This window comes from Pseudomonas sp. S5F11 (assembly GCF_019641515.1).
GTDB lineage: Bacteria > Pseudomonadota > Gammaproteobacteria > Pseudomonadales > Pseudomonadaceae > Aquipseudomonas > Aquipseudomonas rhodesiae.
This window is the reverse complement of sequence record NZ_JAIFJZ010000001.1, coordinates 1,270,562-1,295,673: the sequence shown is the minus strand read 5'-3', so window position 1 is coordinate 1,295,673 and position 25,112 is coordinate 1,270,562. Positions and strand designations below refer to the sequence as shown.

Sequence of the window (25,112 nt, the reverse complement as noted above, 5' to 3'; positions counted from 1 at the left end):
CTGGAATGGGGCCGCTTCGCGCCCCAACGCGGGGCAAGCCCGCTCACCACTCTGTCACCGATAAATAAACCGGTTGACCACCCCCTCCAGCATCTCTTGCCGACCACTCACGGCCTGCGGGTTCAGCCCGTGGGCAAACGCATGTTCGGCCAGGGATTCCAGGCTGAACTCACCGGCCAGCACGGCTTGGCCCAACGGCTGTTGCCAGCCTGCGTAGCGTTGGTCCTTGAACTGCTGCAACCGATCGTTCTGCACCATGGCCGCCGCACGTTCCAGCGCCAGGGCCAGTACATCCATGGCGCCGACATGGCCGTGGAACAGGTCGATTTCGTCGAGGCTTTGGCGGCGTACCTTGGAGTCAAAGTTATAACCGCCGTTCTTGAAGCCGCCAGCCTTGAGGATTTCATAGGTGGCCAGGGTCATTTCCTCGACGCTGTTGGGGAACTGGTCGGTGTCCCAGCCGTTCTGCGGGTCGCCACGGTTGGCGTCGATGCTGCCGAAGATGCCGAGGGACACGGCGGTGGCGATTTCATGGTGGAAACTGTGCCCGGCCAGGGTCGCATGGTTGGCTTCGATATTGACCTTGATCTCATGCTCCAGGCCGTATTCCTGCAGGAAGCCGAACACCGTGGCGCTGTCGTAATCGTATTGATGCTTAGTCGGCTCCTGGGGCTTGGGCTCGATCAGCAGGTCGCCCTTGAAGCCGATCTTGTGCTTGTGCTCCACCACCATGCGCATAAAGCGCCCGAGTTGTTCGCGCTCGCGCTTGAGGTCGGTGTTGAGCAGGCTTTCATAGCCTTCACGGCCGCCCCACAGCACATAGTTGGCGCCTTTGAGCCGCAGGGTGGCGTTCATCGCGCTGAACACCTGGGCGGCGGCGCAGGCGAATACTTCCGGGTCAGGGTTGGTGGCCGCGCCGGCCGCGAAGCGCGGGTGGCTGAAGCAATTGGCGGTGCCCCACAGCAGCTTGATGCCGGACTGTTCCTGATGGCGTTCCAACTGATCGACCATCTGCGCAAAGTGTTCGCGGTACTCCTTGAGCGAACTGCCCTCGGGGGCTACGTCGGTGTCGTGGAAACTGTAGTAATCGATGCCCAGCTTGGAGAAGAACTCAAACGCGGCGTCGGCCTTGCCCATGGCCACTTCCATCGGGCCGCCGTTGCGCTGCCACGGGCGCTTGAAGGTGCCGACGCCGAACATGTCCGCACCGGGCCAGACAAACGTATGCCAATAACAAGCCGCCATGCGCAGGTGCTCGCGCATCGGTTTGCCGAGGATCAGTTTGTTGGCGTCGTAGTGGCGAAAGGCGAGGGGGGTAGCGCTGTCGGGGCCTTCGAAGCGAACCTTCTCGACACCGGGGAAGTACGTCATGGCGTGTTCCTTATTGTTCTGGGCGGTGTCTGGATACTAGCAACGGCACCTGGCTCGCTAATTATGAAAATCACCAAGCGATGGTGCGATTTTGAGTGGCGGGGGCTACCCTGTGGCGACTGGCCTGAGGACAACAACAATGAAAACCCTACCGCCCGTGCACCGCATTGCCTTGCTATTCAACGGCAGCAAAATCTACGACCGTGGCATCATCGCCGGCATCGGTAATTACCTGAGCAGCACCCGCGCATCCTGGGATTTGTTCCTGGAGGAAGACTTTCTGTGCCGGCTCAAAGGCATCGAGCGCTGGCAAGGCGACGGCATCATCGCTGACTTCGATGACCCGCTGATCGGCGAGGCCCTGGCCCACAGCAAGTTGCCGGTGGTGGCGGTGGGCGGTTCTTATGAGGATGCAAGCGCCTATCCCAAGGGTATTCCCTACGTGGCCACCGACAACCATGGGTTGATGAAGCTGGCCTACGAGCACCTGATCGAGGCCGGCTTGACCCGCTTTGCCTGTTTCAGCCTGCCACCGGCCCAGGCCAATCGCTGGGCCCAGGAGCGGGAAAAAGCCTTTCGCCGCTTGATGCAACGCGATGGCCTGAACGTCGAGGTGTATCGCGGCCTGGGCACCAGCGCGCCATTGTGGGACAGCGCGGTGGAACAGCAGATTGCTTGGTTACAGAGCCTGCCCAAGCCCATCGGCATCATCGCCGTCACCGACGCCCGCGCTCGGCAACTGCTGCAAGCTTGCCTCACCGCCGGTATTGCGGTGCCGGAAGAAGTGGCGCTGATCGGCATCGACAACGACCCGCTGACCCGCACCCTCACGCGGGTGCCGCTGAGTTCGGTAATCCAGGGCACGGAAACCATGGGCCGCACGGCCGCCGCGCTTCTTCATCAGATGCTGCACGGCAAACCTTGCGCCGGTACGCAGATTCTGGTGCCTCCGGAGGCAATCAACGTGCAGGCCTCCAGCTTGCATCAGCCTCTGGGCAATCCGTACGTGATGCAGGCGCTGCTGTTTATCCGCCAATACGCCTGCCAGGGCATCAAGACCGCACAAGTGGCGGCCTATGTCGGCGTGTCGCGTTCATCCCTGGAGTCGCACTTTCGCAAGGAGCGCGGGTGCAGCGTGCATGATGAGATCTTGCGCTTCAAACTCGCCGCCGCCGCCAAAGGCCTGGCAAGCCACGAACGGGCGATTGCCGACGTGGCGGCGCAATGCGGCTTCACATCGGCGCAGTACCTGCACACCGTGTTTCGCCGTGAATTTGGTTGTACGCCGCGGGAGTACCAGCGAGGCGAGGAGTGTGCGTTGCCCGTGCCTGATTAGGGCCTGACATACGCTGCTGAACCTGTGTGGCAGGGGGGCTTGCCCTAATGCCAGTCGCCCTACTCAGTATTAACTGAAAAAACCGGCTCAAAATGTGGGAGGGGGCAAGCCCCCTCCCACATGTTCAAGCAGTGCCGGAGCGCACGCAGGCGTTATGGCAAGGCGTAGGCGATCACATAGTCGCCCCGGTCGGTGGACTGGCGCGCGCCGCCGGCAGTCACCACGACGTATTGCTTGCCGGTTTTCGGCGACACGTAGGTCATCGGGCCGCCCTGGCTGCCGACGGGCAGGCGGGCTTTCCAAATTTCGTCACCGTTGCCGCTGTTGAAGGCGCGCAGGTAGAAGTCCTGGGTGCCGGCGATAAAGATCAGGCCGCCCTGGGTCGACAGCGTGCCGCCGAGCGTCGGCAGGCCGATCTTGATCGGCAGGTGCATACGGATGCCCAGCGGACCGGTGTCTTCCACGGTGCCCACCGGCACTTGCCAGGCGATTTTCTGCGTTTTCATATCGATGGCGGTCAGGGTGCCGAACGGCGGCGCCTGACAGGGGATACCAGCCACCGACAGGAAGCGGTTTTTGTTCACCGCATAGGGCGTGCCCTTGAGCGGTACCGCGCCCATGCCGGTGTTCAGCGCTTCGCCACCGGAGGCGGCCTGGGCCTTGTTCTGCGACGGGATCATCTGGATCCACAGGCCCAGGCGCATGTCGTTGACGAAGATAAAACCATGCACCGGGTCGGTGGAAAGACTGCCCCAGTTCATGCCGCCCAGGGAACCGGGAAAGCTCAGGGATTTATCCGTGCCCGGCGCGGTGTACAGGCCGTCGTAGCGCATGCCCTTGAAGTCGATGCGGCACAGCAACTGGTCATATGGGGTGGCGCCCCACATGTCCGATTCCCTCAGGGTTTGCGCGCCGATCTGCGGCATGCCCACGGATTTGGGTTGGGTTGGCGAATAGGGTTCGTTGGGGATATTGGCGGCCTTGACCGGCACGTCCTTGACCTCGGTCAGCGGCTGGCCGGTGGCGCGGTCGAGCACGTAGATCTGCCCGGCCTTGGTGCCGATGACCACGGCAGGCACGGCCTTGTCGCTGCCCGGCGGGGTGAAGTCGATCAGGCTCGGCTGCATCGGCAGGTCGAAGTCCCACAGGTCGTTGTGGACAGTTTGGTACACCCACTTTTCGGCCCCGGTGGAGGCGTCCAGCGCCAGGACGGACGCGCCGTATTTATGGTTGAGCGCGGTGCGCTCCACGCCATAGATGTCGGTGGACGAACTGCCCATCGGCAGAAAGACCGTGTTCATCTGCGGGTCGTAGGACATCGGCGCCCAACTGTTGGGCGTGCTGCGCACATAAGTGCTGCCAGCGGCCGGCGCTTGTTTGTCGTCGGGGTTGCCCGGGTCGAAGGCCCAGCGCATGTGCCCACTGATTACGTCGAAACCACGGATCACGCCGCCGGGCATATCGGTCTGCACGTTATCGGCGACGCGGCCACCGACCACTACGGTGGTCCCGGCGATCAGCGGGGCGGAGGACAGTTGGTAGTAACTGTCCGGCACATTGCCGAGGCCGGCTTTGAGGTCCACCTGGCCATGGGTGCCGAAGCCTTCGCAGAACTGGCCGGTGTCGGCATCCACGGCAATCAGGCGCGCATCGATGGTGTTGGTCAGCAAACGGCGCTGGCACTGTGCACCGGCTGGAACGCTGGCGGCGATGATCGGCGAGCTGTTGGGTTGGGTCGGCTGGGCGATGGGCGCGCTGGCGTCGAAATAGGCCAGGCCCCGGCATCGTTGCCAGACCGCCGACTGTGCGTTGATCTGGTTTTTCCACAGCTCTTTGCCAGTGTCGGCGTCCAGGGCGATCAGGTTGTTGTGGGGCGTGCAGATAAACACCTTGTTGCCGATCTGCAGGGGTGTCAGTTGGTCTTCGGCACCGTTGCCGTCGCTGATGGCCACATCGCCTGTGCGATAGGTCCAGGCCACTTTGAGCTTGTCGATGTTGTCGCGGTTGATCTGATCCAGGGCGGCAAAGCGGCTGCCGCCCTCAGTGTTGCCGTAGTGCGCCCAGTCTTTCTGCGCCTCGGCCGGCACCACCGGTGTGACACCCGGGCCCGCCCCCGTTGGCGCTACGCTCGGGTGCGCGACAAACATGTTGCCCGCCGCCACCGCCACGCCCACCGCCAATACCGCCGCGACACCATACGCGCCGCGTGCCGGCTTGCTGGCCAGCAGCGGATACGCCAGCGCCACCACCAGGCCGATCACTGCGAACATGAACAATCGCGAAAACAGCGGCCAGAACACCAGCCCCACCTCTGCCACCGCCCACACGGCGGTGCCGATCAGAAACGCGGCGAACAGCCACGCACCGGCCGGTTTGCGACGGGCAATCAACAGGCCGGCAACCGCCATGGCCACACCGCCCAGCAGGAAATACCAAGAGCCACCGAGGCTGACCAGTTTGGCGCCGCCGACGGTCAGCGCAAGGCCGAGCAGGGCGATGATCACGCCCAGGCCCAGCAGGAAGAATCTAGAGACGCCAGCGGCGCGCGATGCTCGTTTCATGTCGAAAGGACTCGAGTGAGAGAGGGCAGAGGCGCAATGTTAGCAAGACAAGTAACTAGTTAGTACATTTTTGCTTGGCAGTTGAATTTAATGGCCATGGCGAGGGCTCGGGCATGAAAAAGCCGCTTGTTCCGTCAGAAACAAGCGGCTTTATTGATCGCCTTCGGTGCTTTGGCTAGAACTTGAAGCGACCCACCAAGCCTTTGAGCTGAGCGGAAATATCGGTCAAACGGCCCGAGCCGGTCTGTGCCGAGTGTGCGAAGCCTTCGACCAGTTGCGCATCGGCATGGATCTGCGCGATGTGGCGGTTGATCTCTTCGGCGACTTGGTGCTGCTCTTCGGCGGCGGTGGCGATCTGGGTGTTCTGGTCGCGGATCGAGTCCACCGAGCCGCGGATCTTGTCGAAGCTGTCGCGGGCCTGCTGGATGCGTTCCACGCTGGTATGGGACACCAACAGGCTGCCTTGCATCTGCTGCGTGACTTCCTGGGTGCGGCGGGCGAGGTTGCCCAGCAGGCTGTCGATCTCGCCGGTGGAGTCGGCGGTGCGGCGGGCGAGGGCGCGGACTTCGTCGGCGACCACGGCAAAACCGCGGCCCTGATCGCCGGCCCGGGCGGCTTCGATGGCGGCGTTGAGCGCCAGCAGGTTGGTCTGTTCGGCAATCGAGCGGATGGTATCCAGGATGGTGTTGATGTTTTTACTGTCCTGCTCCAACTGCTGCATGGTCTGGGTCGACTTCTGCAAGTCTTCACTGAGCCGCAACACGCTGCCGGTGGCTTCGCCGATATGTTGCTGGCCGTCATGCACGTCGCGGTAGCCTTCGTCGGCGCTGGAAGCGGCGGCGCTGCAAGAGCGTGCGACTTCGTTGGCGGTGGCCACCATCTCGTTGAACGCGGTGCTCACCAGTTCCACTGCTTCGCGCTGGCGCCCGGCGGCCTGGTTCATATTGTTGGCCACTTCGCTGGTGTCGGCGGCGGCGCTCTGCAGATCGGAGGATGCGTTACCGATGCGCTGCACCAGTTGCGCGATCATGCCCAGGAACTGGTTGAACCAGCCGGCCAGGGTGGCAGTTTCGTCTTTGCCCTGCACCTTGAGTTGACGGGTAAGGTCGCCTTCACCTTCGGCGATTTCCTGCAGGCCGTCGGCCACGCCGCGAATCGGCCGCACGATGACGCTGGCAAAGCTGGCACCGACAATCGCGAACACCACCGCCAGGGCTGCGGCGATGGCGGCGATCAACCAGGTCAGGCTGGTGGCGCCGGCCATCACTTCGTCGCGCTTGATCAGGCCGATAAAGCGCCAGCCCAGGTCTTTGGAACTGACCACGTTGGCCATATAGGCCACGCCGTCGATGTCGATCTGGGTCACGCCGTCGCCGCGTTTGGCCAATTCGGCGTAGTTGGGGCCCAAGTCGGCCAGAGGCTTGAAGTTGTGCTTGGCATCGCTGGGGTCCACCAGCACGTTGCCGTTGCCTTCCACCAGCATCAGGTAACCGCTGTCACCGAGCTTGATGTTCTTGACCAGTTCGGTCAGTTGCTTGAGCGACACGTCCAGGCCGACCACGCCCAGCACATTGCCGCTGGCATCGGCCACGGTATGCACGGTGCCGATCAGCACCACGTCGTCCGGTGCCCAGTAGTACGCGCCGGTGCGCACCGTGGTGCCAGGCGCGGCAACCGCTGCCTTGTACCAGGGGCGTACGCGCGGGTCGTAGTTGGTCAGCTTGGCGTCGTCGGGCCAGCTGGCGTAGCCACCGTCGGCGAGGCCGAGGGACAGGTAGGCCGTGGTGGGATGGCTCTTGGCGAATTGATCGAAGATCGCCAGCAGCTCTTTATTGGTTGGGGTCAGCGGGATTTGCGCAGCGTCGGCACTGGCATAGCTCTTGAGGTCTTTGGCCGCGACTACGCGCGGGTCCTTGGCCACGTACTCGACGTTCTGGCTGATGCCGTCGAAGAACTGCTTCATGCCATTGTCGATCTGGCGGATTTCCCGTCCGCTGCTGTCGAGGAAATTGGCTTGGGCCCCCTCGCGCAGGTTCAACACTACCAGTACCGCTACCAGGATGACCGGCACGCACGCGATAGCCGCGAACGCCCAGGTCAGCTTCTGCTTGATATTCATGACTTTCACCCGCGGGTATTTATAGTTTTGGCAAGGCAAACAGTAGTGCTGAGCGTCGCAGGGGTTGTTATGAAGGGTGGGTCCTTGCGTACGTACCCTCTTTATCGACCGAGAGGGCACGCACTTTAGGGCGCGTAGGTGGGTTCAGCCGATCAAATTGTCGGCCAGGGTGTCGCGGCGCATTGATTGCAGGTTTTTCTCGATGGTTTCGCAGATGGCTTCCATCTGGATCTGGTGTTCGCTGGAGCGGAACGGGCTTTGCAGGTCGGTGCCGATGCGTTCGATAGCCAGCAGCATAAAGCCCACCACCGTGGACGCCAGCGGGGTAAACCAGCCCAGGGATTCCACCAGGCCCACCGGTACGATCAGGCAGAACAGGGTGATAAACAGGCGCGGGAAATACACGTAGGGGTAGGGCAGCGGCGTGTTGGCGATACGCTCCATGCCGCCTTGGGCGTTGGACAGGTCCACCAGGGTCGACTCCAGCCGCGCCAGGCGAATGCTGTCCAGATGCCCGGCCTTGTATTCGCGGGCCAGCAACGCCGCCGAACCGGTAAGGATGTCGTTGGCGAAATTATTGGTCGCGTTGTTGCGCGCAAACTCATCGGCAGGGATGAACGCGCGCACTTCATCGGGGCACGGCTGGCCCCGCAGGTGCGCGGCCAGGCAGTTCACATAGGCCACATGTCGGCGTAACAGCGTGGATTTGATCGGGTTGACCTCACTGCCGGGGTCGTCCAGCAGGGTCAGCACCTGGCGCGCAAAGCTGCGCGAATTGTTGACCATCGCCCCCCACAACGTGCGGGCCTCCCACCAACGGTTATAGGCGCTGCTGTTGCGAAAACTGATCAACACCACGAGTGCCGAGCCCAGCAGGGTCAGGGGCATCAGCGGCAGGTTGATCTTGGCTGTGAGAAACAGCATGAAGTCCACCGTCACGGCGACGTCCCACAGCAACAGCCAGAACAATGACCAGCCGACGTAGCCCATGGTCTTGATGACCAGGCGGTACTTTTTGATGATGGCGGCTTTCAAATGACAACCTCGCGGCGAACGGTAAGCAACAGTGCCTTAGCTCGGACGCCGACAAGCCCGTTAGGTTCGCCGCAACCTGAAACGTTTAAGCCGCCGGGCGCAACAATTTTGGCAGCGATGGCAGCAGGTTTGAGATCGCGGCCTGGCTGAATGTGTGGCACGCCTGCTCACTTGTCAGCCTCTAAGAGTTGTGTAGATACCTATGTATGCTGAGTCAAACCTTCGAGAGTGAGCCCCTATGAAGATCGGCGTAATTTCCGATACCCACGGCCTTCTTCGGCCCGAAGCTGTGGCGGCCCTGCAAGGTTGTGAGCAGATCGTCCATGCGGGCGACATTGGCAGTGCCGACATTATCGAGCAACTGGCCGGCATCGCGCCGCTGCATGTGGTGCGTGGCAACAATGATCAGGATGCGCCATGGGCATGCCAGGTGCCTGATCATCTGCACGTTACGCTCAACGGCTGCCCAACTTTGCTGGTGCATGACGTCGCCGATGTCCCGGCATTGCTCACGCCTCACACGCGCCTGGTGATCACCGGGCATTCGCATAAACCGTTGATCCAGTGGCGCGGTGAAATCCTGTATGTAAACCCAGGCAGCGCGGGGCGCCGGCGTTTCAAGTTACCGGTGACGCTGGCGCTGCTTGAAATAGACGAGGGCACTATCGACGCTCGCTTGGTGTCACTGCTGGAGTGAAGCGGCTTATTGCTGGGCAAGAATGGACGCGAGCAAACCAGGAAAGCGGCTTTCAAGCTCATCCCTGCGTAACGAGTTCATATGGGTGGTGCCCACGCTGCGGGTATTCACCAGGCCGGCGTCGCGCAGCACGCGGAAGTGGTGGGACATGCTCGACTTGGGCCGCCCGCCATCCAGTTCGCCGCAGGTGGCTTCTGGCACGCCGGCCAGGCATCGGACGATCTCCAGGCGCACCGGATCACTCAGGGCGTAGAGCACGCGTTCGAGTGTGAGGTCTTGTAGGGGAGGGTGTTTGAAGGCTCGCATGAAACGAATCATAACAGGGGGGTATCGCTGAATACTATTGTTCGATTACCATCGAACTATCGAATCAGTCACCTGCTCTTGGAGTTTACGATGTCCGCTCTATTCGAACCCTTTACCCTTAAAGACGTCACCCTGCGCAATCGCATCGCTATTCCTCCAATGTGCCAATACATGGCCGAAGACGGCATCGTCAACGATTGGCACCATGTTCACCTGGCAGGCATGGCGCGCGGCGGTGCGGGACTTTTGGTAGTGGAAGCCACCGCAGTGGCCCCGGAAGGCCGTATCACCCCAGGCTGTGCCGGCATCTGGAGCGATGCCCACGCCGAAGCTTTTGTGCCCATGGTCAAAGCCATCAAGGCCGCAGGTTCGGTGCCAGGCATCCAGATCGCCCACGCCGGACGTAAGGCCAGCGCCAATCGCCCGTGGGAAGGCGATGACCATATCCCTGCTTCCGACGCCCGCAGTTGGGAAACCATCGCGCCGTCTGCGATTGCGTTCGGTGCCAACCTGCCCAACGTGCCGCGCGCCATGACCCTGGAGGACATTGCCCGGGTCAAACAGGACTTCGTCGATGCCGCGCGCCGTGCCCGCGACGCCGGTTTCGAGTGGATCGAACTGCACTTCGCCCACGGCTACCTGGGCCAGAGTTTCTTCTCGGAACATTCCAACCAGCGCACCGACGCCTACGGCGGCAGCTTCGACAATCGTAGCCGCTTCCTCCTGGAAACCCTGGCCGCTGTGCGTGAAGTCTGGCCGGAAAACCTGCCGCTGACCGCGCGTTTTGGCGTGATCGAGTACGACGGCCGTGACGAGCAGACCCTCACCGAATCCATCGAACTGGCGCGTCGTTTCAAGGCCGGCGGCCTGGACTTGCTGAGCGTCAGCGTCGGTTTCACCATTCCGGACGCCAACATTCCGTGGGGCCCGGCTTTCATGGGGCCGATTGCCGAACGTGTGCGGCGGGAAGCCGGCATACCGGTGACCTCCGCGTGGGGCTTCGGCACCCCGCAACTGGCTGAAGGCGCGTTGCAGGCCGGTCAGCTGGACCTGGTGTCGGTGGGGCGCGCGCACCTGGCCGACCCCCATTGGGCGTATTTCGCCGCCAAAGAATTAGGCGTGGAGAAATCCGCCTGGACCTTGCCGGCGCCTTATGCGCATTGGCTTGAGCGCTATCGCTAAGGTCCTGGCGAGGTAATGGAAGCCACTCAATCGAGTGGCTTTTTTACGTCTGGCCATTGAGTTGATACACAGCGGATACACGAAAAATAACGAATGAGAACAGATATCAAACACGAATGACTTGATATACCATTCGCGGCGAATTCTTGGCAGGTTTGCCGTCCCATCTGGCTCATTCACTAGGCTGAACACCCATGCGTCGTACGCTGATTTCCCTGTGTGTCCTTCAGGCGTTTTCCCCTTTTACCTGGGCGCAGGAGGTCACCACGCCATCCGCCAGCCTTGAGTTACAAGCGACCACGGTCACTGGCGAAGGGGATTACGAGACGGCGCAAGGTCCCGTCAAGGGCTACCACGCCACGCGTTCGGCCAGTGCGACGCGCACCGACACCGCCATCCACGAAACACCGCAGTCCATCAGCGTGGTGTCCAAGGACGTGGTCGAAGACCTCGGCGCAACGCGCCTGCAAGATGCTCTCGACTACGCCGGCGGTGTAGGCCGCGCCAACAACTTCGGCGGGCAGGGCCTCACCACGTTTACCGTGCGCGGCTTCACCACCGGCGAGTTCTACCGTAACGGCTTCCCGATCAACCGTGGCTACCCGAACATGCCGGACGCCAACACCATCGAGCGCCTGGAAGTGCTGCGCGGCCCGGCCACCATGCTGTACGGCCGTGGCGATCCGGGCGGCACCTTCAATGTCGTGTCCAAGCAACCGCTGGCCGAACGCACGGTGACCCTAGGCAGCCAGTTGAACGACCAGGGCATGCAGCGCGGCACGCTGGACGCCTCCGGCCCGCTGGACGAAGAAGGCCGCCTGGCCTATCGCCTGAACGTGGTGGGCGAGGGCGGCGACACCTTCCGTGATCATGTGTCGACCGAACGCTACGGCGTCACCCCGGTCCTCACCTGGCAGGCCAGCGATGACACCAAGGTGATCTTCGAAGGCGATTTCATGCGCAATAACCATCCGCTGGACCGTGGCCTGACGCGTTTCCCCAACCAGGCCGGCACGCCGTCCCGCGACACGTTCTGGGGTGACAAGGACGTGGGCAAGCTGCACAACGACAACAACATGGCTCAGTTGCGTTTCGAGCATATGCTCAACGACAGCTGGACGTTGGGGGGTGGGTTTCAGTGGTTGGATGGGACGTTGCAGGGGAATGCCATCGAGGCCAATACTTTGGCCGGCGACGGGCGGACTCTCAGCCGCAACTTCAACTACCGCAAGCTGGATTGGACTGACAAGGATTATCAACTCAATCTAACCGGCCATTTCTCTACGGGCAGCCTTGAGCATACGTTGCTGACCGGTATCGAGTATGAGGATTACGATTATAAGTCGATCATTCAACGCTCCGATCCGAAGGTTAACCCTTATACAACCGACATCTTCAATCCTGTCTACGGAAAACTTCGTCCGGAATTGACGCTTACTCCAACCCACGATAAAGAAAACCTCAAGACTTACTCTGCATTCATTCAGGATCAGGTAGCTTTAACCGAGCGCTTGAAAGTCCTGGCAGGCGCACGCTTTGAGCGTTTTGAGCATGAGTATGAAACGTACGTATCCAATACTAAAAGCTGGGAGGCGAGTGATAACGCGGTTACCCCACGTGTAGGTGTTATATACGACCTTACAGATACGCTTGCGGTCTATGCCGGCGCAGCCCGCTCATTCAAACCCAATACCGGCGCCAGTCGTGAGGGCAGCGGATTTGAGCCGGAGAAAGGGAAGTCCTATGAGATGGGTATCAAATGGGAAGGGCTGGACCGTCAGTTGAGCGTTGACGCTGCGATCTATCAGATCGATAAGAAAAATGTACTGACTACAGATCCCCAGGACCAAAACTCTAAGGTCGCAGCGGGTCAAGTCCGCAGTCGCGGCTTCGACCTCAATATTGCCGGGAACATTACCCCTCAGTGGCGTGTGATCGGCGGTTACGCTTATGTAGATGCTGAGGTGACTAAAGACAATTCAATTCGTGTCGGCTCGCGTCTAGCAAATATTCCACGCAACAGCTTCAGCTTACTCAACGTGTACGAGTTTCAGGATGGTGCTCTTAAAGGTCTAGGCTTAGGCGCGGGCGGCAAATATGTCGCCGAACGTGTCGGGCAAACTTCTAATACTCCGTTTTCCATGGACGCCTACACCGTCGTCGACCTGCTCAGCTACTACAAGGTCAACGACAAGATCCGTCTTAACCTGGACGTGAAGAACCTGTTCAACCGCGAGTACGAAGAGGGTGCGTTCGGCAATATCTACGCGTACCCCGGCGCGCCGCGTACGGTGCAGGTTGGTATTGCCTACACCTTGTAACGCCGTCTTGTCGGCTTGCAATGGCATAGGGGCGTAACTAGATAGTTGGAGCTAAGTGTGGGAGGGGGCTTGCTGGGTTGAGGCTTGCTGTGGTGAGCGGGCTTGCCCCGCGCTGGGCTGCGAAGCGGCCCCATTCCAGGCGATGTGGTTTAGCTGACACACCGAGGTGCCTGGGTTTGGGGCCGCTTCGCAGCCCAGCGCGGGGCAAGCCCGCTCACCACAGAGTTATTTCAGCCTTTGAAACGTGTGTAGATATCTATGGCTATCGGGGCCAAATGCACCGAGTTGCCGGGTGATGGCCCAGAGGAATTTAACTGTGGGAGGGGGCTTGCCCCCGATGGCGGCCTGACAGCCGACCAGGAAGTTGGGTCAAACCGAGTACATATCCGTTGCTGCGGTCACGGCGGCTATGGGTTCCGCTCTTACGGCGGGTCACTTTTGGAAGAGCGCCAAAAGTAACCAAAAACGCTTTGCCCCACCACTCGGCACCTCGCCTAGGCTCGGTGTGCCCGTAATCCGACATTGATTTGGGGCGCCTGAGATCAAAAGCAAAAGCAAGAGCAAGAGCAAGAGCAAGAGCAAGAGCAAGAGCAAGAGCAAGAGCAAGAGCGGCTCGCTTCGCATCGTGGTTAGGGTTGGTGGCTGCATATCTTCGGTGACATAGCCTGAGAAAATGAGGTTCTCGTGGTGAGCAGGCTTGCTGTGGTGAGAGGGCCTTCTGTGGTGAGAGGGCTTGCTGTGGTGAGAGGGCTTGCTGTGGTGAGCGGGCTTGCCCCGCGCTGGGCTGCGAAGCGGCCCCATTCCAGGCGATGTGGTTTAGCTGACACACCGAGGTGCCTGGGTTTGGGGCTGCTTCGCAGCCCAGCGCGGGGCAAGCCCGCTCACCACAGATTTATTTCAGCCTTTGAAACGTGTGTAGATATCTATGGCTATCGGGGCCAAATGCACCGAGTTGCCGGGTGGTGGCCCAGAGGAATTTAACTGTGGGAGGGGGCAAGCCCCCTCCCACCTGTCCTTTCACTTGGCTTTAGAGCGGGGTGAGTACATTCATCACCGTATCCAACGCTACCCGCGTGTCATCCAGCTGCACCAGCGACGCATGCCGCGCGCCCAGGGCATCGCGGTTCTGGATGGCGGTGAGGATGGCTTTATGCCGAGGCAGGCTCAGGCCCTGGATGTCGGGGCGGCGGTTGGTGATGTTGATCGATTCGCGCAACGGCAGCGACAGCATGTTGCACATATATGCCAGCAGGTCGTTGCGGGTGGCGTCGGCGATGGCGCGGTGGAAGTCCAGGTCGGCCTGTAGCAGCTGTTCGTGGGTCTGCGCGGTCTCCATGCCGTGGTAGGCCTTTTCGATGATGGCGATGTCATCGTCGGTGGCGGTGGTCGCGGCCATGGCGGCGATTTCCGGTTCGAGGATGCGCCGCACACCGGCCAGGGTATTGAAAAACTCGCTATGGGGCGTGGACTGCATCAACCAGGACAGCACGTCCGGGTCGAGCAGGTGCCATTTGAGCCGTGGCCGCACCACCGCACCCACCCGTGGCTTGGAGTACACCAGGCCCTTGGCACTGAGCACGCGGGTCGCCTCGCGCAACACCGAACGGCTGACCTTGTACTCCTCGCAGAGCGTGGCCTCCATGGGCAGGCGTTCTTCTGGCTTGAAGCGACCGGAAACGATGTGCATGCCCAAGTCCTGGACGATCTGGGCATGCATGCTCTTGCGCGGCTTGGACGGCTGGTGATCCATAACGGGCGGGATGCTCTGGCTTAAATTCGCGGCATCATAGCATCCCAATTAGTGGGAATGCCGTGGGACTTCCGCCCCGCGGCAACCCACCAGAAAGTCAAAGTCGCAGCCTTGGTCCGCTTGCAGCACATGGTTGATGTATAGCTGGCGATAGCCGCCGACGATCAGGTCCTGTGGCGGCTTGAGGTCGGCCATGCGCGCCGCCAGCTCGGCGTCGGAAATGTCCAGGTGCAAGCGGCCGTTGGCGCAGTCCAGCTCGATCCAGTCACCTTCCTGCACCGTGGCCAAGGGCCCGCCGGCGGCAGCTTCCGGTGCCACATGCAGCACCACGGTGCCGTAGGCCGTGCCGCTCATGCGCGCATCGGAAATGCGCACCATATCGGTCACGCCCTGGGCCAGCAGCTTGGCCGGCAGGCCCATATTGCCGACTTCGGCCATGCCTGGGTAACCCTTGGGCCCGCAGTTTTTCATGACCAGGATCGAGTTGGCGTCCACCTCCAGCTCCGGGTCGTTGATGCGCGCCTTGTACATGTCGAAGTTCTCGAACACCACCGCACGGCCGCGATGCTGCATCAATTCCGGGCTGGCCGCCGACGGCTTGAGAACTGCACCGAGCGGCGCCAGGTTGCCGCGCAGCACGCAGATGCCGCCGTCGGCGCGGATCGGGTTATCCAGAGTGCGGATCACTTCGTCCTGGCCGTAGATCGGCGAATCCTGGGTGTTTTCGCCCAGGGTCTTGCCGTTGACGGTCAGCGCGTTCGGGTGTGGGATCAGGTTGGCTTCGCCCAGGCGACGCAGCACCGCAGGCAGGCCGCCGGCGTAGTAGAACTCTTCCATCAGGAAACGCCCGGAGGGCTGCAAGTCCACGATAGTCGGCATACCGCGACCGATGCGGGTCCAGTCGTCCAGTTCAAGGTCCACGCCGATACGCCCGGCAATGGCTTTAAGGTGGATCACCGCGTTGGTCGAACCGCCGATGGCCGCGTTGACCCGAATCGCGTTTTCAAAGGCTTCTTTGGTGAGGATCTTCGACAGGCGCAGGTCTTCACGCACCATCTCCACCGCACGCATGCCCGACATATGCGCCAGCACATAACGGCGCGCATCCACTGCGGGAATCGCGGCGTTGTGCGGCAGGGAAGTGCCGAGGGCTTCCGCCATGCAGGCCATGGTCGAGGCGGTGCCCATGGTGTTGCAGGTGCCCGCCGAACGGGACATACCGCCCTCGGCCGCGAGGAAATCATCCAGGGTGATGGTGCCGGCCTTGACCTGCTCACTCAGTTGCCACACCACCGTGCCCGAACCAATGTCCTGGCCCTTGTGCTTACCGTTGAGCATCGGCCCGCCCGTCACCACGATCGCCGGTACGTCGCAACTGGCGGCGCCCATCAGCAGGGCCGGGGTGGTCTTGTCGCAGCCGGTCAGCAGCACCACGCCGTCGATGGGGTTGCCGCGAATGGCTTCTTCTACATCCATGCTCGCCAGGTTGCGGGTGAGCATGGCGGTAGGGCGCAGGTTCGACTCGCCGTTGGAAAACACCGGGAATTCCACCGGGAAGCCACCGGCCTCGATCACCCCACGTTTGACGTGCTCGGCGATCTGACGGAAGTGCGCGTTGCACGGAGTCAGCTCCGACCAGGTGTTGCAAATACCGATGATCGGCTTGCCATGGAACTGGTGGTCGGCGATGCCCTGGTTCTTCATCCAGCTGCGGTACATGAAGCCGTTCTTATCGGCAGTACCGAACCACTGGGCGGAGCGTAGGCCGGGCTTTTTATCAGACATGATCGATTTCTCTTATTGTATGACTATATGTTCTCTCTGCGGCTAAACATAAGCGCAAAATCTTCCATTTGGAAGTGTTGTTTCGTAAATAGTACTACTATATAGTCGATCTCAACTGAGGTGTGGCCCTGGCGAGTTATCGCGAGAGGCGTCGCCCGAGCTTCTATAAAAACAACAATCGGAGATCGACCCCCATGAGCCAGGAACTGCGGCTTATTCGGCGCATCACGCTGAAACTGATTCCCTTCCTGATCCTGCTGTACCTGATCGCCTACGTGGACCGTTCCGCCGTGGGTTTCGCCAAGCTGCACATGGGCGCCGATGTCGGCATCGGTGACGCCGCCTATGGCCTGGGCGCGGGCCTGTTCTTTATCGGCTACTTCCTGTTCGAGATTCCCAGCAACCTGATGCTCGACCGCTTCGGCGCCCGGCGTTGGTTCGCGCGGATCATGATCACCTGGGGCACCATCACCATCGGGATGGCCTTTGTGCAGGGGCCGCACAGCTTCTATGTGATGCGTTTTCTGCTCGGCGCGGCGGAAGCCGGGTTCTTTCCCGGCGTGCTGTACTACATCACCCAATGGTTCCCGGTGCGCCATCGCGGCAAGATCCTCGGCCTGTTCATCCTCTCCCAACCCATCGCCATGATGATCACCGGCCCGGTATCCGGCGGCCTGCTGGGCATGGACGGCATCCTCGGTCTGCATGGCTGGCAGTGGCTGTTCATCGTGATCGGCACCCCGGCGATCCTGCTGACCTGGCCGGTGCTGCGCTGGCTGCCGGACGGCCCCAAACAGGTCAAATGGATGAGCGAGGACGAGAAAGCCTGGCTCACCGGCGAGCTGGCCAAAGATCTGCAGGCCTACGGCCAGACCCGTCACGGCAACCCGCTGCATGCCCTCAAGGACAAGCGCGTGCTGTTGCTGGCGCTGTTCTACCTGCCGGTGACCCTGAGCATCTATGGCCTGGGCCTGTGGCTGCCGACCCTGATCAAACAGTTCGGCGGCACGGACCTGGTTACCGGCTTTATCTCGGCCGTGCCGTATATCTTCGGCATCATCGGCCTGCTGATCATCCCGCGCAGTTCCGACCGTTTGAATGATCGCTACGGCCACCTTGCCGTGCTGTATGTACTGGGTGCCACCGGCCTGTTCTTCAGCGCCTGGCTCGGCGCGCCGGTGCTGCAAATGGCGGCGTTGTGCCTGGCGGCGTTCGCGATGTTTTCCTGCACCGCAGTGTTCTGGACCTTGCCGGGGCGTTTCTTCGCCGGCGCCAGTGCGGCGGCGGGCATTGCCCTGATCAACTCGGTGGGCAACCTGGGCGGTTATATCGGTCCGTTCGTGATCGGCGCGCTCAAGGAGTACACCGGCAACCTGGCCTCGGGCCTGTATTTCCTGTCCGGCGTGATGCTGTTCGGCCTGGTGTTGACCGGCGTGGTCTACCGCGTGCTGGAGCGCAAACATGTGCTGCCAGCCGACCAGTTCGCCGCCAGCGCCCGTGGTGCCACCCGTACTTAATTCAAGGAGAAAGCTGATGCGTTTAGTGCAGTTCGAACTCAATAACGGCGAGCGCCGGGTCGGCGTTGTCGATGGCACCCGGTTACGCGAAGTGCAGGGCGCCGGCAGCGTGCGCGAACTGGCGCTGGCCGCCATCGAAGCCGGGGCTTCATTGCAGCAGCAGGTCGACAGCCTGGGCTTGGGCGACAGCCATGACTACGCCGCGTTGCTCGCCGAACAGAAGATCCTGCCGCCGCTGGACCATCCGGACCCGGCCCATATGCTGATCAGCGGCACCGGCCTGACCCACCTGGGCAGCGCCGCCGCTCGCGACAAAATGCACCAACAGGCCGGCGACGAAGCCACGTTGACCGACACCATGCGCATCTTCAAATGGGGCGTGGAGGGCGGCAAGCCCGCCGTCGGTCAGGCGGGGGTGCAACCGGAATGGTTCTACAAAGGCGACGGCAGCATCGTGGTGCGCCCTGGCCAGGCGTTCCCGGTGCCACCCTTTGCCGAAGACGCCGGCGAAGAGCCGGAGATCGGCGGCCTGTACGTCATCGGCCACGACCGCAAGCCGTATCGTCTGGGTTTTGCGGTGGGCAACGAGTTCTCCGACCATGTCATGGAGCGCAAGAATTACCTGTACCTGGCCCACTCCAAACTGCGCAGTTGCAGCTATGGCCCCGAGCTGCGCGTGGGCGAATTGCCCCAGCACCTGGCCGGCACCAGCCGCCTGCTGCGCGACGGCCAGGTGATCTGGGAAAACGAATTCCTCAGCGGCGAGGCCAACATGTGCCACAGCCTGGAAAACCTTGAGTACCACCACTTCAAGTACAGTCAGTTCCTCACGCCGGGCGATGTGCATATTCATTTCTTCGGCACCGCCACGCTGTCATTCGCCGACGGTATACGTACCCAACCGGGGGATGTGTTCGAGATCAGCCAGGCCGAGTTCGGCGCGCCGCTGATCAACAGTGTCGGCCAGGCCGATGCGGTATTCGAACCCGGCAACGTCGTCACCCTTTAAGGAGAGCACCATGACCCAGTTTATCGGCCACAACTACATCGGCGGCCAGCGCAGCGCCCAGGGCAGCACCAAGCTGCACAGCGTCGACGCGGCCACCGGCGAAACCTTGCCTCAGGTTTTCTTCCAGGCCACTCCGCAAGAGGTCGACGCCGCCGCCCAGGCCGCCGCCGCCGCGTACCCGGCGTACCGCGCCTTGAGCGCCGCGCGCCGTGCGCAGTTCCTCGACGCGATTGCCGACGAACTGGATGCCCTGAGTGATCATTTCGTCGAGTTGGTGTGCCGCGAAACCGCGCTGCCGGCCGCCCGCATCAAAGGCGAACGCGGTCGCACCAGCGGCCAGATGCGCCTGTTCGCCACCGTGCTGCGGCGCGGTGACTTCTACGGCGCGCGCATCGACAAAGCCCTGCCGGACCGCCAACCACTGCCGCGTCCGGACCTGCGTCAATACCGCATCGGCCTCGGCCCGGTGGCGGTGTTCGGTGCAAGCAACTTCCCGCTGGCGTTCTCCACAGCCGGCGGCGACACCGCAGCCGCGCTGGCGGCCGGGTGCCCAGTGGTGTTCAAGGCCCACAGCGGGCATATGGCGACGGCCGAATGCGTGGCCGATGCGATCATCCGCGCGGCCGAGGCCACCGAGATGCCCGCCGGCGTGTTCAATATGATCTTCGGCGGCGGCGTCGGTGAAGCGTTGGTCAAGCACCCGGCGATCCAGGCGGTGGGCTTTACCGGCTCGCTCAAAGGCGGTCGCGCCCTGTGCGACATGGCGGCGGCGCGCCCGCAACCGATCCCAGTGTTTGCCGAGATGTCGAGCATCAACCCGGTGATCGTGCTGCCCCAGGCCCTACAGGCACGGGCAGACACCTTGGCCCGCGACCTGACCGCCTCGGTGGTGCAAGGCTGCGGCCAGTTCTGCACCAACCCAGGCCTGGTGATCGGGATCGCCTCGCCCGAATTCAGCGCATTCACCCAGCAAGTGGCGCAGTTGATCGGCGAGCAACCGGCGCAAACCATGCTCAACGCCGGCACTTTGAGCAGCTATGGAAAGGGCCTGGAAAAACTCCTCGCGCACCCTGGTATCCAGCACCTGGCGGGCAATGCCCAATCCGGCAATCAGGCCCAGCCGCAGCTGTTCAAGGCTGACGCCAGTTTATTGATCAACGGCGATGAGGCACTGCAGGAAGAAGTCTTCGGCCCCACCACGGTGTTTGTCGAAGTCGCCGATCAGGCCCAGCTCAGCGCCGCATTGCAAGGCCTGCATGGGCAACTGACGGCGACGCTTATCGGCGAGCCGGGCGACTTGCAGCAGTTCGCCGAACTTACGCCACTGCTGGAGCAGAAGGTCGGGCGCATTCTGCTCAACGGCTACCCGACCGGGGTGGAGGTCTGCGATTCGATGGTGCATGGCGGTCCGTACCCAGCGACCTCCGATGCCCGTGGCACTTCGGTCGGCACCCTGGCCATCGACCGCTTCCTGCGTCCGGTGTGTTTCCAGAACTACCCTGACAGCCTGCTGCCCGATGCGCTGAAAAATGCCAACCCGCTGCGTATCCAGCGCTTGGTGGACGGCACGCCGTCGCGCGATCCGCTGTAAACACCCAACCCGCGTCCAGGAGGCTATATGTCGTTGAGCGCAGTGACCGCACACCGTGCGCAGTTGGGGGAGGGCCCGTTCTGGGACGGTCCGACCCAGGCGTTGTATTGGGTGGATATCGCCGGCAAACAGGCGCTGCGCCTGATGGATGGGCAACTGCGCATGTGGCGGATGCCCGAGCATGTCTCGGCGTTCATCCCCTGCGAACGCGGCGATGCGCTGGTGACCTTGAGCAGTGGCGTCTACCGCCTGGACCTGGCCACCGAGGCCCTGACCCTGCTGTGCCAGGCCGATCCGCACCCCGGCAACCGTGGCAATGAAGCGCGTTGCGATGCCCAGGGGCGGCTGTGGTTGGGCACCATGCAGAACAACATCGGCGAGCAGGGTGAGGACCTGCCGATCACGCGGCGCTCCGGCGGCCTGTTCCGCGTGGACGCCGACGCCACGGTCACGCCATTGCTGCAAGGGTTGGGTATTCCCAATACCTTGCTGTGGAGCGACGACGGCAGCCAGGTGCACTTCGGTGACAGCCTGGACGGCACGCTTTACCGGCACGGCATTTCGGCCAATGGCCATCTGGAGTCGCCCACGCTGTGGTTCGGTCCGCATCCGCGTGGCGGGCCGGACGGCTCGGCGATGGACGCCGACGGTTATATCTGGAACGCCCGCTGGGACGGCGGTTGCTTGCTGCGGCTGACGCCCACGGGCGAGGTGGATCGAGTCATCGAGCTGCCGGTCAGCCGCCCCACCAGTTGCGTGTTTGGTGGGCCCGAACTCACCACTCTGTTTATTACCAGTGCGGCCAGTCCTCTGGATCACCCCTTGGACGGTGCCGTGCTGGCTATCGATGTCGATGTACCTGGCAAACCTTGCCATCGCTTTGCCGGTTAACCCAAGCGCTAACAACAATAACAAGGAGTCACCCGTATGAATCGTCGTCGTGGTATCCGTTCCCTGTGCTGCGCCGCTGTGGCGGTATCGGCCATGAGCTTGAGCGGGCTGGTGTTGGCCGCTGATACAGTCAAAATCGGCTTCCTGGTCAAACAAGCCGAAGAACCTTGGTTTCAGACCGAGTGGGCCTTCGCTGAAAAGGCCGCCAAGGACAAGGGGTTTGAGTTGATCAAGATCGCCGTGCCCGACGGCGAGAAGACCCTCTCGGCCATCGACAGCCTGGCCGCCAACGGCGCCAAGGGTTTTGTGATCTGCCCACCGGATGTGTCCCTCGGCCCGGCGATTGTGGCCAAGGCCAAGCTCAACGATATGAAAGTCATGGCGGTGGACGACCGTTTCGTCGACGCCAAGGGCAAGTTTATGGAAGACGTGCCGTACCTGGGCATGGCCGCGTTCGAGGTAGGCCAGAAGCAGGGCGCTGCCATGGCGGATGAGGCGAAAAAACGCGGTTGGGACTGGAAAGAAACCTACGCGGTGATCACCACTTTCAACGAGCTCGATACCGGTAAGAAACGCACCGACGGTTCGATCGATTCGCTGAAGAAAGCCGGCATCCCCGCGGACCATATCCTCACCGCGCCGCTGAAAACCCTGGACGTACCGGGCAGCATGGACGCCGCCAACTCGGCGCTGGTCAAACTCCCAAGCGGCGTGAAAAACCTGATCATCGGCGGTATGAACGACAACACCGTGCTCGGCGGCGTGCGCGCCACTGAAGCGGCCGGTTTCAAGGCGGCCAATGTGATCGGGATCGGCATCAATGGCACCGATGCCATCGGCGAACTGAAAAAACCCGACAGCGGCTTCTACGGCTCCATGCTGCCAAGCCCGCATATCGAAGGCTACAAAACCGCCGAGATGATGTTCGAGTGGGTGACCACCGGCAAAGAGCCGCCTAAATACACCGCCATGGACGAAGTAACCCTGATCACCCGCGCCAACTTCCAGGAAGAACTGACCAAGATCGGGCTGTGGAAATGACCGCTGCGGCCTTGCGGTTTGACGGCATCGGCAAGACCTTTCCCGGGGTCAAGGCGCTGGACGGCATCAGTTTTACCGCCCAGCCCGGGCAAGTGCATGCGTTGATGGGCGAGAACGGCGCGGGCAAATCGACCCTGCTGAAGATCCTCGGCGGGGCCTATATCCCCAGCAGCGGCGCGCTGCAGATCGGCGCGCAGACCCTGGCCTTCAAATGCGCGGCCGACAGCATCGCCAGCGGCGTGGCGGTGATTCACCAAGAGCTGCACCTGGTGCCGGAAATGAGCGTGGCCGAGAACCTGTTCCTCGGCCATTTGCCCACGCGCTGGGGCGTGGTCAACCGTGGCCTGCTGCGCAAGCAGGCCCTGGCGTGCCTCAAGGGCCTGGCCGATGAAATCGACCCGGACCAGAAGCTGGGGCGTCTGTCCCTGGGCCAGCGCCAATTGGTGGAAATCGCCAAGGCGCTGTCCCGGGGCGCCCATGTGATCGCCTTCGACGAGCCCACCAGCAGCCTGTCGGCGCGGGAGATCGAGCGTTTGATGGCGATCATCACGCGCCTGCGCGACGAGGGCAAAGTGGTGCTCTACGTGTCGCACCGCATGGAAGAAGTGTTCCGCATCTGCGACGCGGTCACGGTGTTCAAGGACGGCCGCTACGTGCGTACGTTCGAGGACATGAGCGCGCTGACCCACGACCAGTTGGTGACCTGCATGGTCGGTCGCGATATTCAGGACATCTACGACTACCGCCCGCGCGAGCACGGCGAGGTGGCGCTCAAGGTCGACGGTCTGCTTGGCCCTGGGCTGCGCGAGCCGGTGAGTTTCCAGGTGCGCAAAGGCGAAATCCTCGGCCTGTTCGGCCTGGTGGGGGCCGGGCGTACGGAGCTGTTCCGTCTGCTCAGCGGCCTGGAGCGTGCCAGCGCCGGCAGCCTGGCGCTGGAGGGTGAGCCATTGCAGTTGCGCTCGCCGCGCGACGCCATCGCCGCCGGGGTGCTGCTGTGCCCCGAAGACCGCAAAAAGGAAGGCATCATCCCGCTGTCCAGCGTGGCCGAGAACATCAACATCAGTGCTCGTGGCGCCCACTCGCGGTTCGGCTGGCTGCTGCGCGAGGGCTGGGAAAAGGGCAACGCCGCGCACCAGATCCAGGCGATGAAAGTCAAAACCCCGAACGCCGCGCAGAAGATCCTGTACCTCTCCGGCGGCAACCAGCAGAAAGCCATTTTGGGCCGCTGGCTGTCGATGCCGATGAAAGTGCTGTTGCTCGACGAACCGACCCGCGGCATCGACATCGGCGCCAAGGCCGAGATCTATCAGATCATCCACAACCTGGCGGCGCAGGGCATCGCGGTGATCGTGGTGTCCAGCGACCTGATGGAAGTGATGGGCATCGCCGACCGCATCCTGGTGCTGTGCGAAGGCGCGCTGCGCGGCGAACACCCGCGCGAACACGCCACTGAATCCAACCTGCTGCAGCTGGCCTTGCCGCGCCGCGTGACGAACTGAGAGAAAACCATGACCACTCAAAACAACGCGCTGCCCACGGCACGCAAACCCCTGGACATGCGCGCCTTGCTCGACAACTGGGCGATGCTGCTGGCGGCCATCGCCATCTTCGTGTTGTGCGCCTTGCTGATCGACAACTTCCTCTCGCCGCTGAACATGCGCGGCCTGGGCCTGGCGATTTCCACCGTGGGCATCGCCGCCTGCACCATGCTGTTCTGCCTGGCCTCGGGGCATTTTGACCTGTCGGTGGGCTCGGTAATCGCCTGCGCCGGGGTGGTCGCGGCCATCGTCATGCGCGACACCGACAGCGTCATGCTGGGCATTGGCGCGGCATTGCTGATGGGCCTGGTGGTGGGGCTGATCAACGGCATCGTGATCGCCAAACTGCGGGTCAACGCGCTGATCACCACACTGGCAACCATGCAAATCGTGCGCGGCCTGGCCTATATCTTTGCCGATGGCAAAGCGGTGGGGGTGTCCCAGGAGCAGTTCTTTATCTTTGGTAACGGCCAACTGTTCGGCGTGCCGGTGCCGATCCTGATCACCCTGGCGTGCTTTGTGTTTTTCGGCTGGCTGCTCAACTACACCACCTATGGGCGCAACACCATGGCCATCGGCGGCAACCCGGAAGCGGCGTTGCTGGCGGGCGTGAATGTGGATCGCACCAAGATCCTGATCTTCGCCGTACACGGCCTGATCGGTGCCCTGGCCGGCGTGATTTTGGCCTCACGCATGACCTCGGGCCAACCGATGATCGGCCAGGGTTTCGAACTGACCGTCATCTCGGCCTGCGTACTGGGCGGCGTGTCGCTGAGTGGCGGCATCGGCATGATCCGCCACGTGATCGCGGGTGTGCTGATCCTGGCGATCATCGAAAACGCGATGAACCTGAAGAACATCGACACCTTCTACCAGTATGTAATCCGCGGCTCCATCCTGCTGCTGGCCGTGGTCATCGACCGCATGAAACAACGCTGACTCCATGCCCCGTAAGGACTCAATGTGGGAGGGGGCTTGCCCCCGATAGCGGTAGATCAGAAACAAAAATGCAAACTGACACTCCGCAATCGGGGGCAAGCCCCCTCCCACAGTAAAGCGGTT

At 62.1% G+C, this 25,112-nt stretch carries 18 protein-coding genes and 1 pseudogene; 11 read left to right on the top strand and 8 right to left on the bottom strand.

Translation table 11 applies throughout. From position 1 onward, the window contains the following. Positions 1-54: 54 nt before the first annotated feature. Positions 55-1,371, bottom strand: a complete 1,317-nt coding sequence (xylA, locus tag K1567_RS05510) for a xylose isomerase (protein ID WP_220698233.1) — start codon at positions 1,369-1,371, stop codon at positions 55-57. Positions 1,372-1,510: 139 nt separating this feature from the next. Here xylA and K1567_RS05505 point away from each other — a divergent pair, with 139 nt between their 5' ends. Further along, a complete protein-coding gene (locus K1567_RS05505) occupies positions 1,511-2,707 on the top strand; it encodes a DNA-binding transcriptional regulator (protein ID WP_034112981.1) in 1,197 nt (398 codons plus the stop codon). A gap of 152 nt (positions 2,708-2,859) precedes the next feature. On the opposite strand, the gene K1567_RS05500 is transcribed toward K1567_RS05505, so the two are convergent. The 4 genes and pseudogenes from K1567_RS05500 to K1567_RS05490 form a co-directional block, all read right to left on the bottom strand. Continuing rightward, a complete protein-coding gene (locus K1567_RS05500) occupies positions 2,860-5,268 on the bottom strand; it encodes a glucose/quinate/shikimate family membrane-bound PQQ-dependent dehydrogenase (RefSeq protein WP_220698232.1) in 2,409 nt (802 codons plus the stop codon). A gap of 175 nt (positions 5,269-5,443) precedes the next feature. Beyond that, complete coding sequence (locus tag K1567_RS27890; RefSeq protein ID WP_371264003.1) at positions 5,444-6,211, bottom strand: methyl-accepting chemotaxis protein; 768 nt, start codon at positions 6,209-6,211, stop codon at positions 5,444-5,446. Positions 6,212-6,304: 93 nt separating this feature from the next. Further along, positions 6,305-7,387 (bottom strand): annotated as a pseudogene (locus K1567_RS27885) (cache domain-containing protein); the annotation flags it as partial. Positions 7,388-7,531: 144 nt separating this feature from the next. After that, entirely contained in the window at positions 7,532-8,422 is an 891-nt protein-coding gene (locus K1567_RS05490) for a bestrophin family protein (RefSeq protein ID WP_213549324.1), read from the bottom strand. 238 nt (positions 8,423-8,660) lie between these two features. Between K1567_RS05490 and K1567_RS05485 the strand changes: the two genes are divergently transcribed. After that, positions 8,661-9,119: a metallophosphoesterase family protein gene (locus tag K1567_RS05485; RefSeq protein WP_040267939.1), complete on the top strand. Its 459-nt coding sequence runs from the start codon at positions 8,661-8,663 to the stop codon at positions 9,117-9,119. A gap of 6 nt (positions 9,120-9,125) precedes the next feature. Here the strand turns inward: K1567_RS05485 and K1567_RS05480 are convergent, their stop codons facing one another. Beyond that, positions 9,126-9,425 carry a helix-turn-helix transcriptional regulator gene (locus K1567_RS05480; RefSeq protein WP_047882561.1) on the bottom strand — a complete coding sequence of 100 codons (300 nt, stop codon included), beginning with the start codon at positions 9,423-9,425 and terminating at the stop codon, positions 9,126-9,128. 90 nt (positions 9,426-9,515) lie between these two features. Here K1567_RS05480 and K1567_RS05475 point away from each other — a divergent pair, with 90 nt between their 5' ends. Further along, a complete protein-coding gene (locus K1567_RS05475) occupies positions 9,516-10,607 on the top strand; it encodes an NADH:flavin oxidoreductase/NADH oxidase (RefSeq protein WP_034097355.1) in 1,092 nt (363 codons plus the stop codon). Positions 10,608-10,801: 194 nt separating this feature from the next. Then, on the top strand, positions 10,802-12,928 hold the full coding sequence (locus tag K1567_RS05470; protein ID WP_220698231.1) for a TonB-dependent siderophore receptor: 2,127 nt from the start codon (positions 10,802-10,804) through the stop codon (positions 12,926-12,928). Positions 12,929-13,955: 1,027 nt separating this feature from the next. Here the strand turns inward: K1567_RS05470 and K1567_RS05465 are convergent. Beyond that, positions 13,956-14,678 (bottom strand): FadR/GntR family transcriptional regulator, encoded by a 723-nt coding sequence (locus tag K1567_RS05465; RefSeq protein ID WP_034096881.1) that lies wholly within the window; start codon positions 14,676-14,678, stop codon positions 13,956-13,958. Positions 14,679-14,726: 48 nt separating this feature from the next. Then, on the bottom strand, positions 14,727-16,463 hold the full coding sequence (locus tag K1567_RS05460) for an IlvD/Edd family dehydratase (protein WP_034112990.1): 1,737 nt from the start codon (positions 16,461-16,463) through the stop codon (positions 14,727-14,729). 194 nt (positions 16,464-16,657) lie between these two features. Between K1567_RS05460 and K1567_RS05455 the strand changes: the two genes are divergently transcribed. Genes K1567_RS05455 through araH form a run of 7 tightly spaced genes read left to right on the top strand, consistent with a single transcriptional unit; the run spans position 16,658 to position 24,989 of the window. Then, complete coding sequence (locus K1567_RS05455; protein WP_034096883.1) at positions 16,658-17,980, top strand: MFS transporter; 1,323 nt, start codon at positions 16,658-16,660, stop codon at positions 17,978-17,980. A 16-nt stretch (positions 17,981-17,996) separates the two neighbouring features. Further along, the gene (araD1, locus tag K1567_RS05450; RefSeq protein WP_040267945.1) at positions 17,997-18,989 is read left to right on the top strand and encodes an AraD1 family protein; all 993 of its coding nucleotides are present in this window, start codon (positions 17,997-17,999) and stop codon (positions 18,987-18,989) included. A 10-nt stretch (positions 18,990-18,999) separates the two neighbouring features. Then, positions 19,000-20,580 carry an aldehyde dehydrogenase (NADP(+)) gene (locus K1567_RS05445; protein ID WP_220698230.1) on the top strand — a complete coding sequence of 527 codons (1,581 nt, stop codon included), beginning with the start codon at positions 19,000-19,002 and terminating at the stop codon, positions 20,578-20,580. A 27-nt stretch (positions 20,581-20,607) separates the two neighbouring features. Further along, positions 20,608-21,471 (top strand): SMP-30/gluconolactonase/LRE family protein, encoded by an 864-nt coding sequence (locus tag K1567_RS05440; protein ID WP_169869093.1) that lies wholly within the window; start codon positions 20,608-20,610, stop codon positions 21,469-21,471. A gap of 36 nt (positions 21,472-21,507) precedes the next feature. After that, entirely contained in the window at positions 21,508-22,512 is a 1,005-nt protein-coding gene (locus K1567_RS05435; protein WP_034096887.1) for a substrate-binding domain-containing protein, read from the top strand. Beyond that, entirely contained in the window at positions 22,509-24,011 is a 1,503-nt protein-coding gene (gene araG / locus K1567_RS05430; protein WP_220698229.1) for an L-arabinose ABC transporter ATP-binding protein AraG, read from the top strand. The genes K1567_RS05435 and araG overlap by 4 nt, the downstream gene beginning before the upstream one ends. Before the next feature lie 9 nt (positions 24,012-24,020). Beyond that, positions 24,021-24,989, top strand: coding sequence for an L-arabinose ABC transporter permease AraH (araH, locus tag K1567_RS05425; protein ID WP_034138983.1), 969 nt, complete (start codon positions 24,021-24,023; stop codon positions 24,987-24,989). Positions 24,990-25,112 lie beyond the last annotated feature (123 nt).

Bases quoted from the DNA above. Each gene is read 5' to 3' on its own strand.
- xylA (WP_220698233.1), bottom strand. From the start codon at position 1,371: ATGACGTACTTCCCCGGTGTCGAGAAGGTTCGCTTCGAAGGCCCCGAC.
- K1567_RS05505 (WP_034112981.1), top strand. From the start codon at position 1,511: ATGAAAACCCTACCGCCCGTGCACCGCATTGCCTTGCTATTCAACGGC.
- K1567_RS05500 (WP_220698232.1), bottom strand. From the start codon at position 5,268: ATGAAACGAGCATCGCGCGCCGCTGGCGTCTCTAGATTCTTCCTGCTG.
- K1567_RS27890 (WP_371264003.1), bottom strand. From the start codon at position 6,211: ATGAACCAGGCCGCCGGGCGCCAGCGCGAAGCAGTGGAACTGGTGAGC.
- K1567_RS05485 (WP_040267939.1), top strand. From the start codon at position 8,661: ATGAAGATCGGCGTAATTTCCGATACCCACGGCCTTCTTCGGCCCGAA.
- K1567_RS05480 (WP_047882561.1), bottom strand. From the start codon at position 9,425: ATGCGAGCCTTCAAACACCCTCCCCTACAAGACCTCACACTCGAACGC.
- K1567_RS05475 (WP_034097355.1), top strand. From the start codon at position 9,516: ATGTCCGCTCTATTCGAACCCTTTACCCTTAAAGACGTCACCCTGCGC.
- K1567_RS05470 (WP_220698231.1), top strand. From the start codon at position 10,802: ATGCGTCGTACGCTGATTTCCCTGTGTGTCCTTCAGGCGTTTTCCCCT.
- K1567_RS05465 (WP_034096881.1), bottom strand. From the start codon at position 14,678: ATGGATCACCAGCCGTCCAAGCCGCGCAAGAGCATGCATGCCCAGATC.
- K1567_RS05460 (WP_034112990.1), bottom strand. From the start codon at position 16,463: ATGTCTGATAAAAAGCCCGGCCTACGCTCCGCCCAGTGGTTCGGTACT.
- K1567_RS05455 (WP_034096883.1), top strand. From the start codon at position 16,658: ATGAGCCAGGAACTGCGGCTTATTCGGCGCATCACGCTGAAACTGATT.
- araD1 (WP_040267945.1), top strand. From the start codon at position 17,997: ATGCGTTTAGTGCAGTTCGAACTCAATAACGGCGAGCGCCGGGTCGGC.
- K1567_RS05445 (WP_220698230.1), top strand. From the start codon at position 19,000: ATGACCCAGTTTATCGGCCACAACTACATCGGCGGCCAGCGCAGCGCC.
- K1567_RS05440 (WP_169869093.1), top strand. From the start codon at position 20,608: ATGTCGTTGAGCGCAGTGACCGCACACCGTGCGCAGTTGGGGGAGGGC.
- K1567_RS05435 (WP_034096887.1), top strand. From the start codon at position 21,508: ATGAATCGTCGTCGTGGTATCCGTTCCCTGTGCTGCGCCGCTGTGGCG.
- araG (WP_220698229.1), top strand. From the start codon at position 22,509: ATGACCGCTGCGGCCTTGCGGTTTGACGGCATCGGCAAGACCTTTCCC.
- araH (WP_034138983.1), top strand. From the start codon at position 24,021: ATGACCACTCAAAACAACGCGCTGCCCACGGCACGCAAACCCCTGGAC.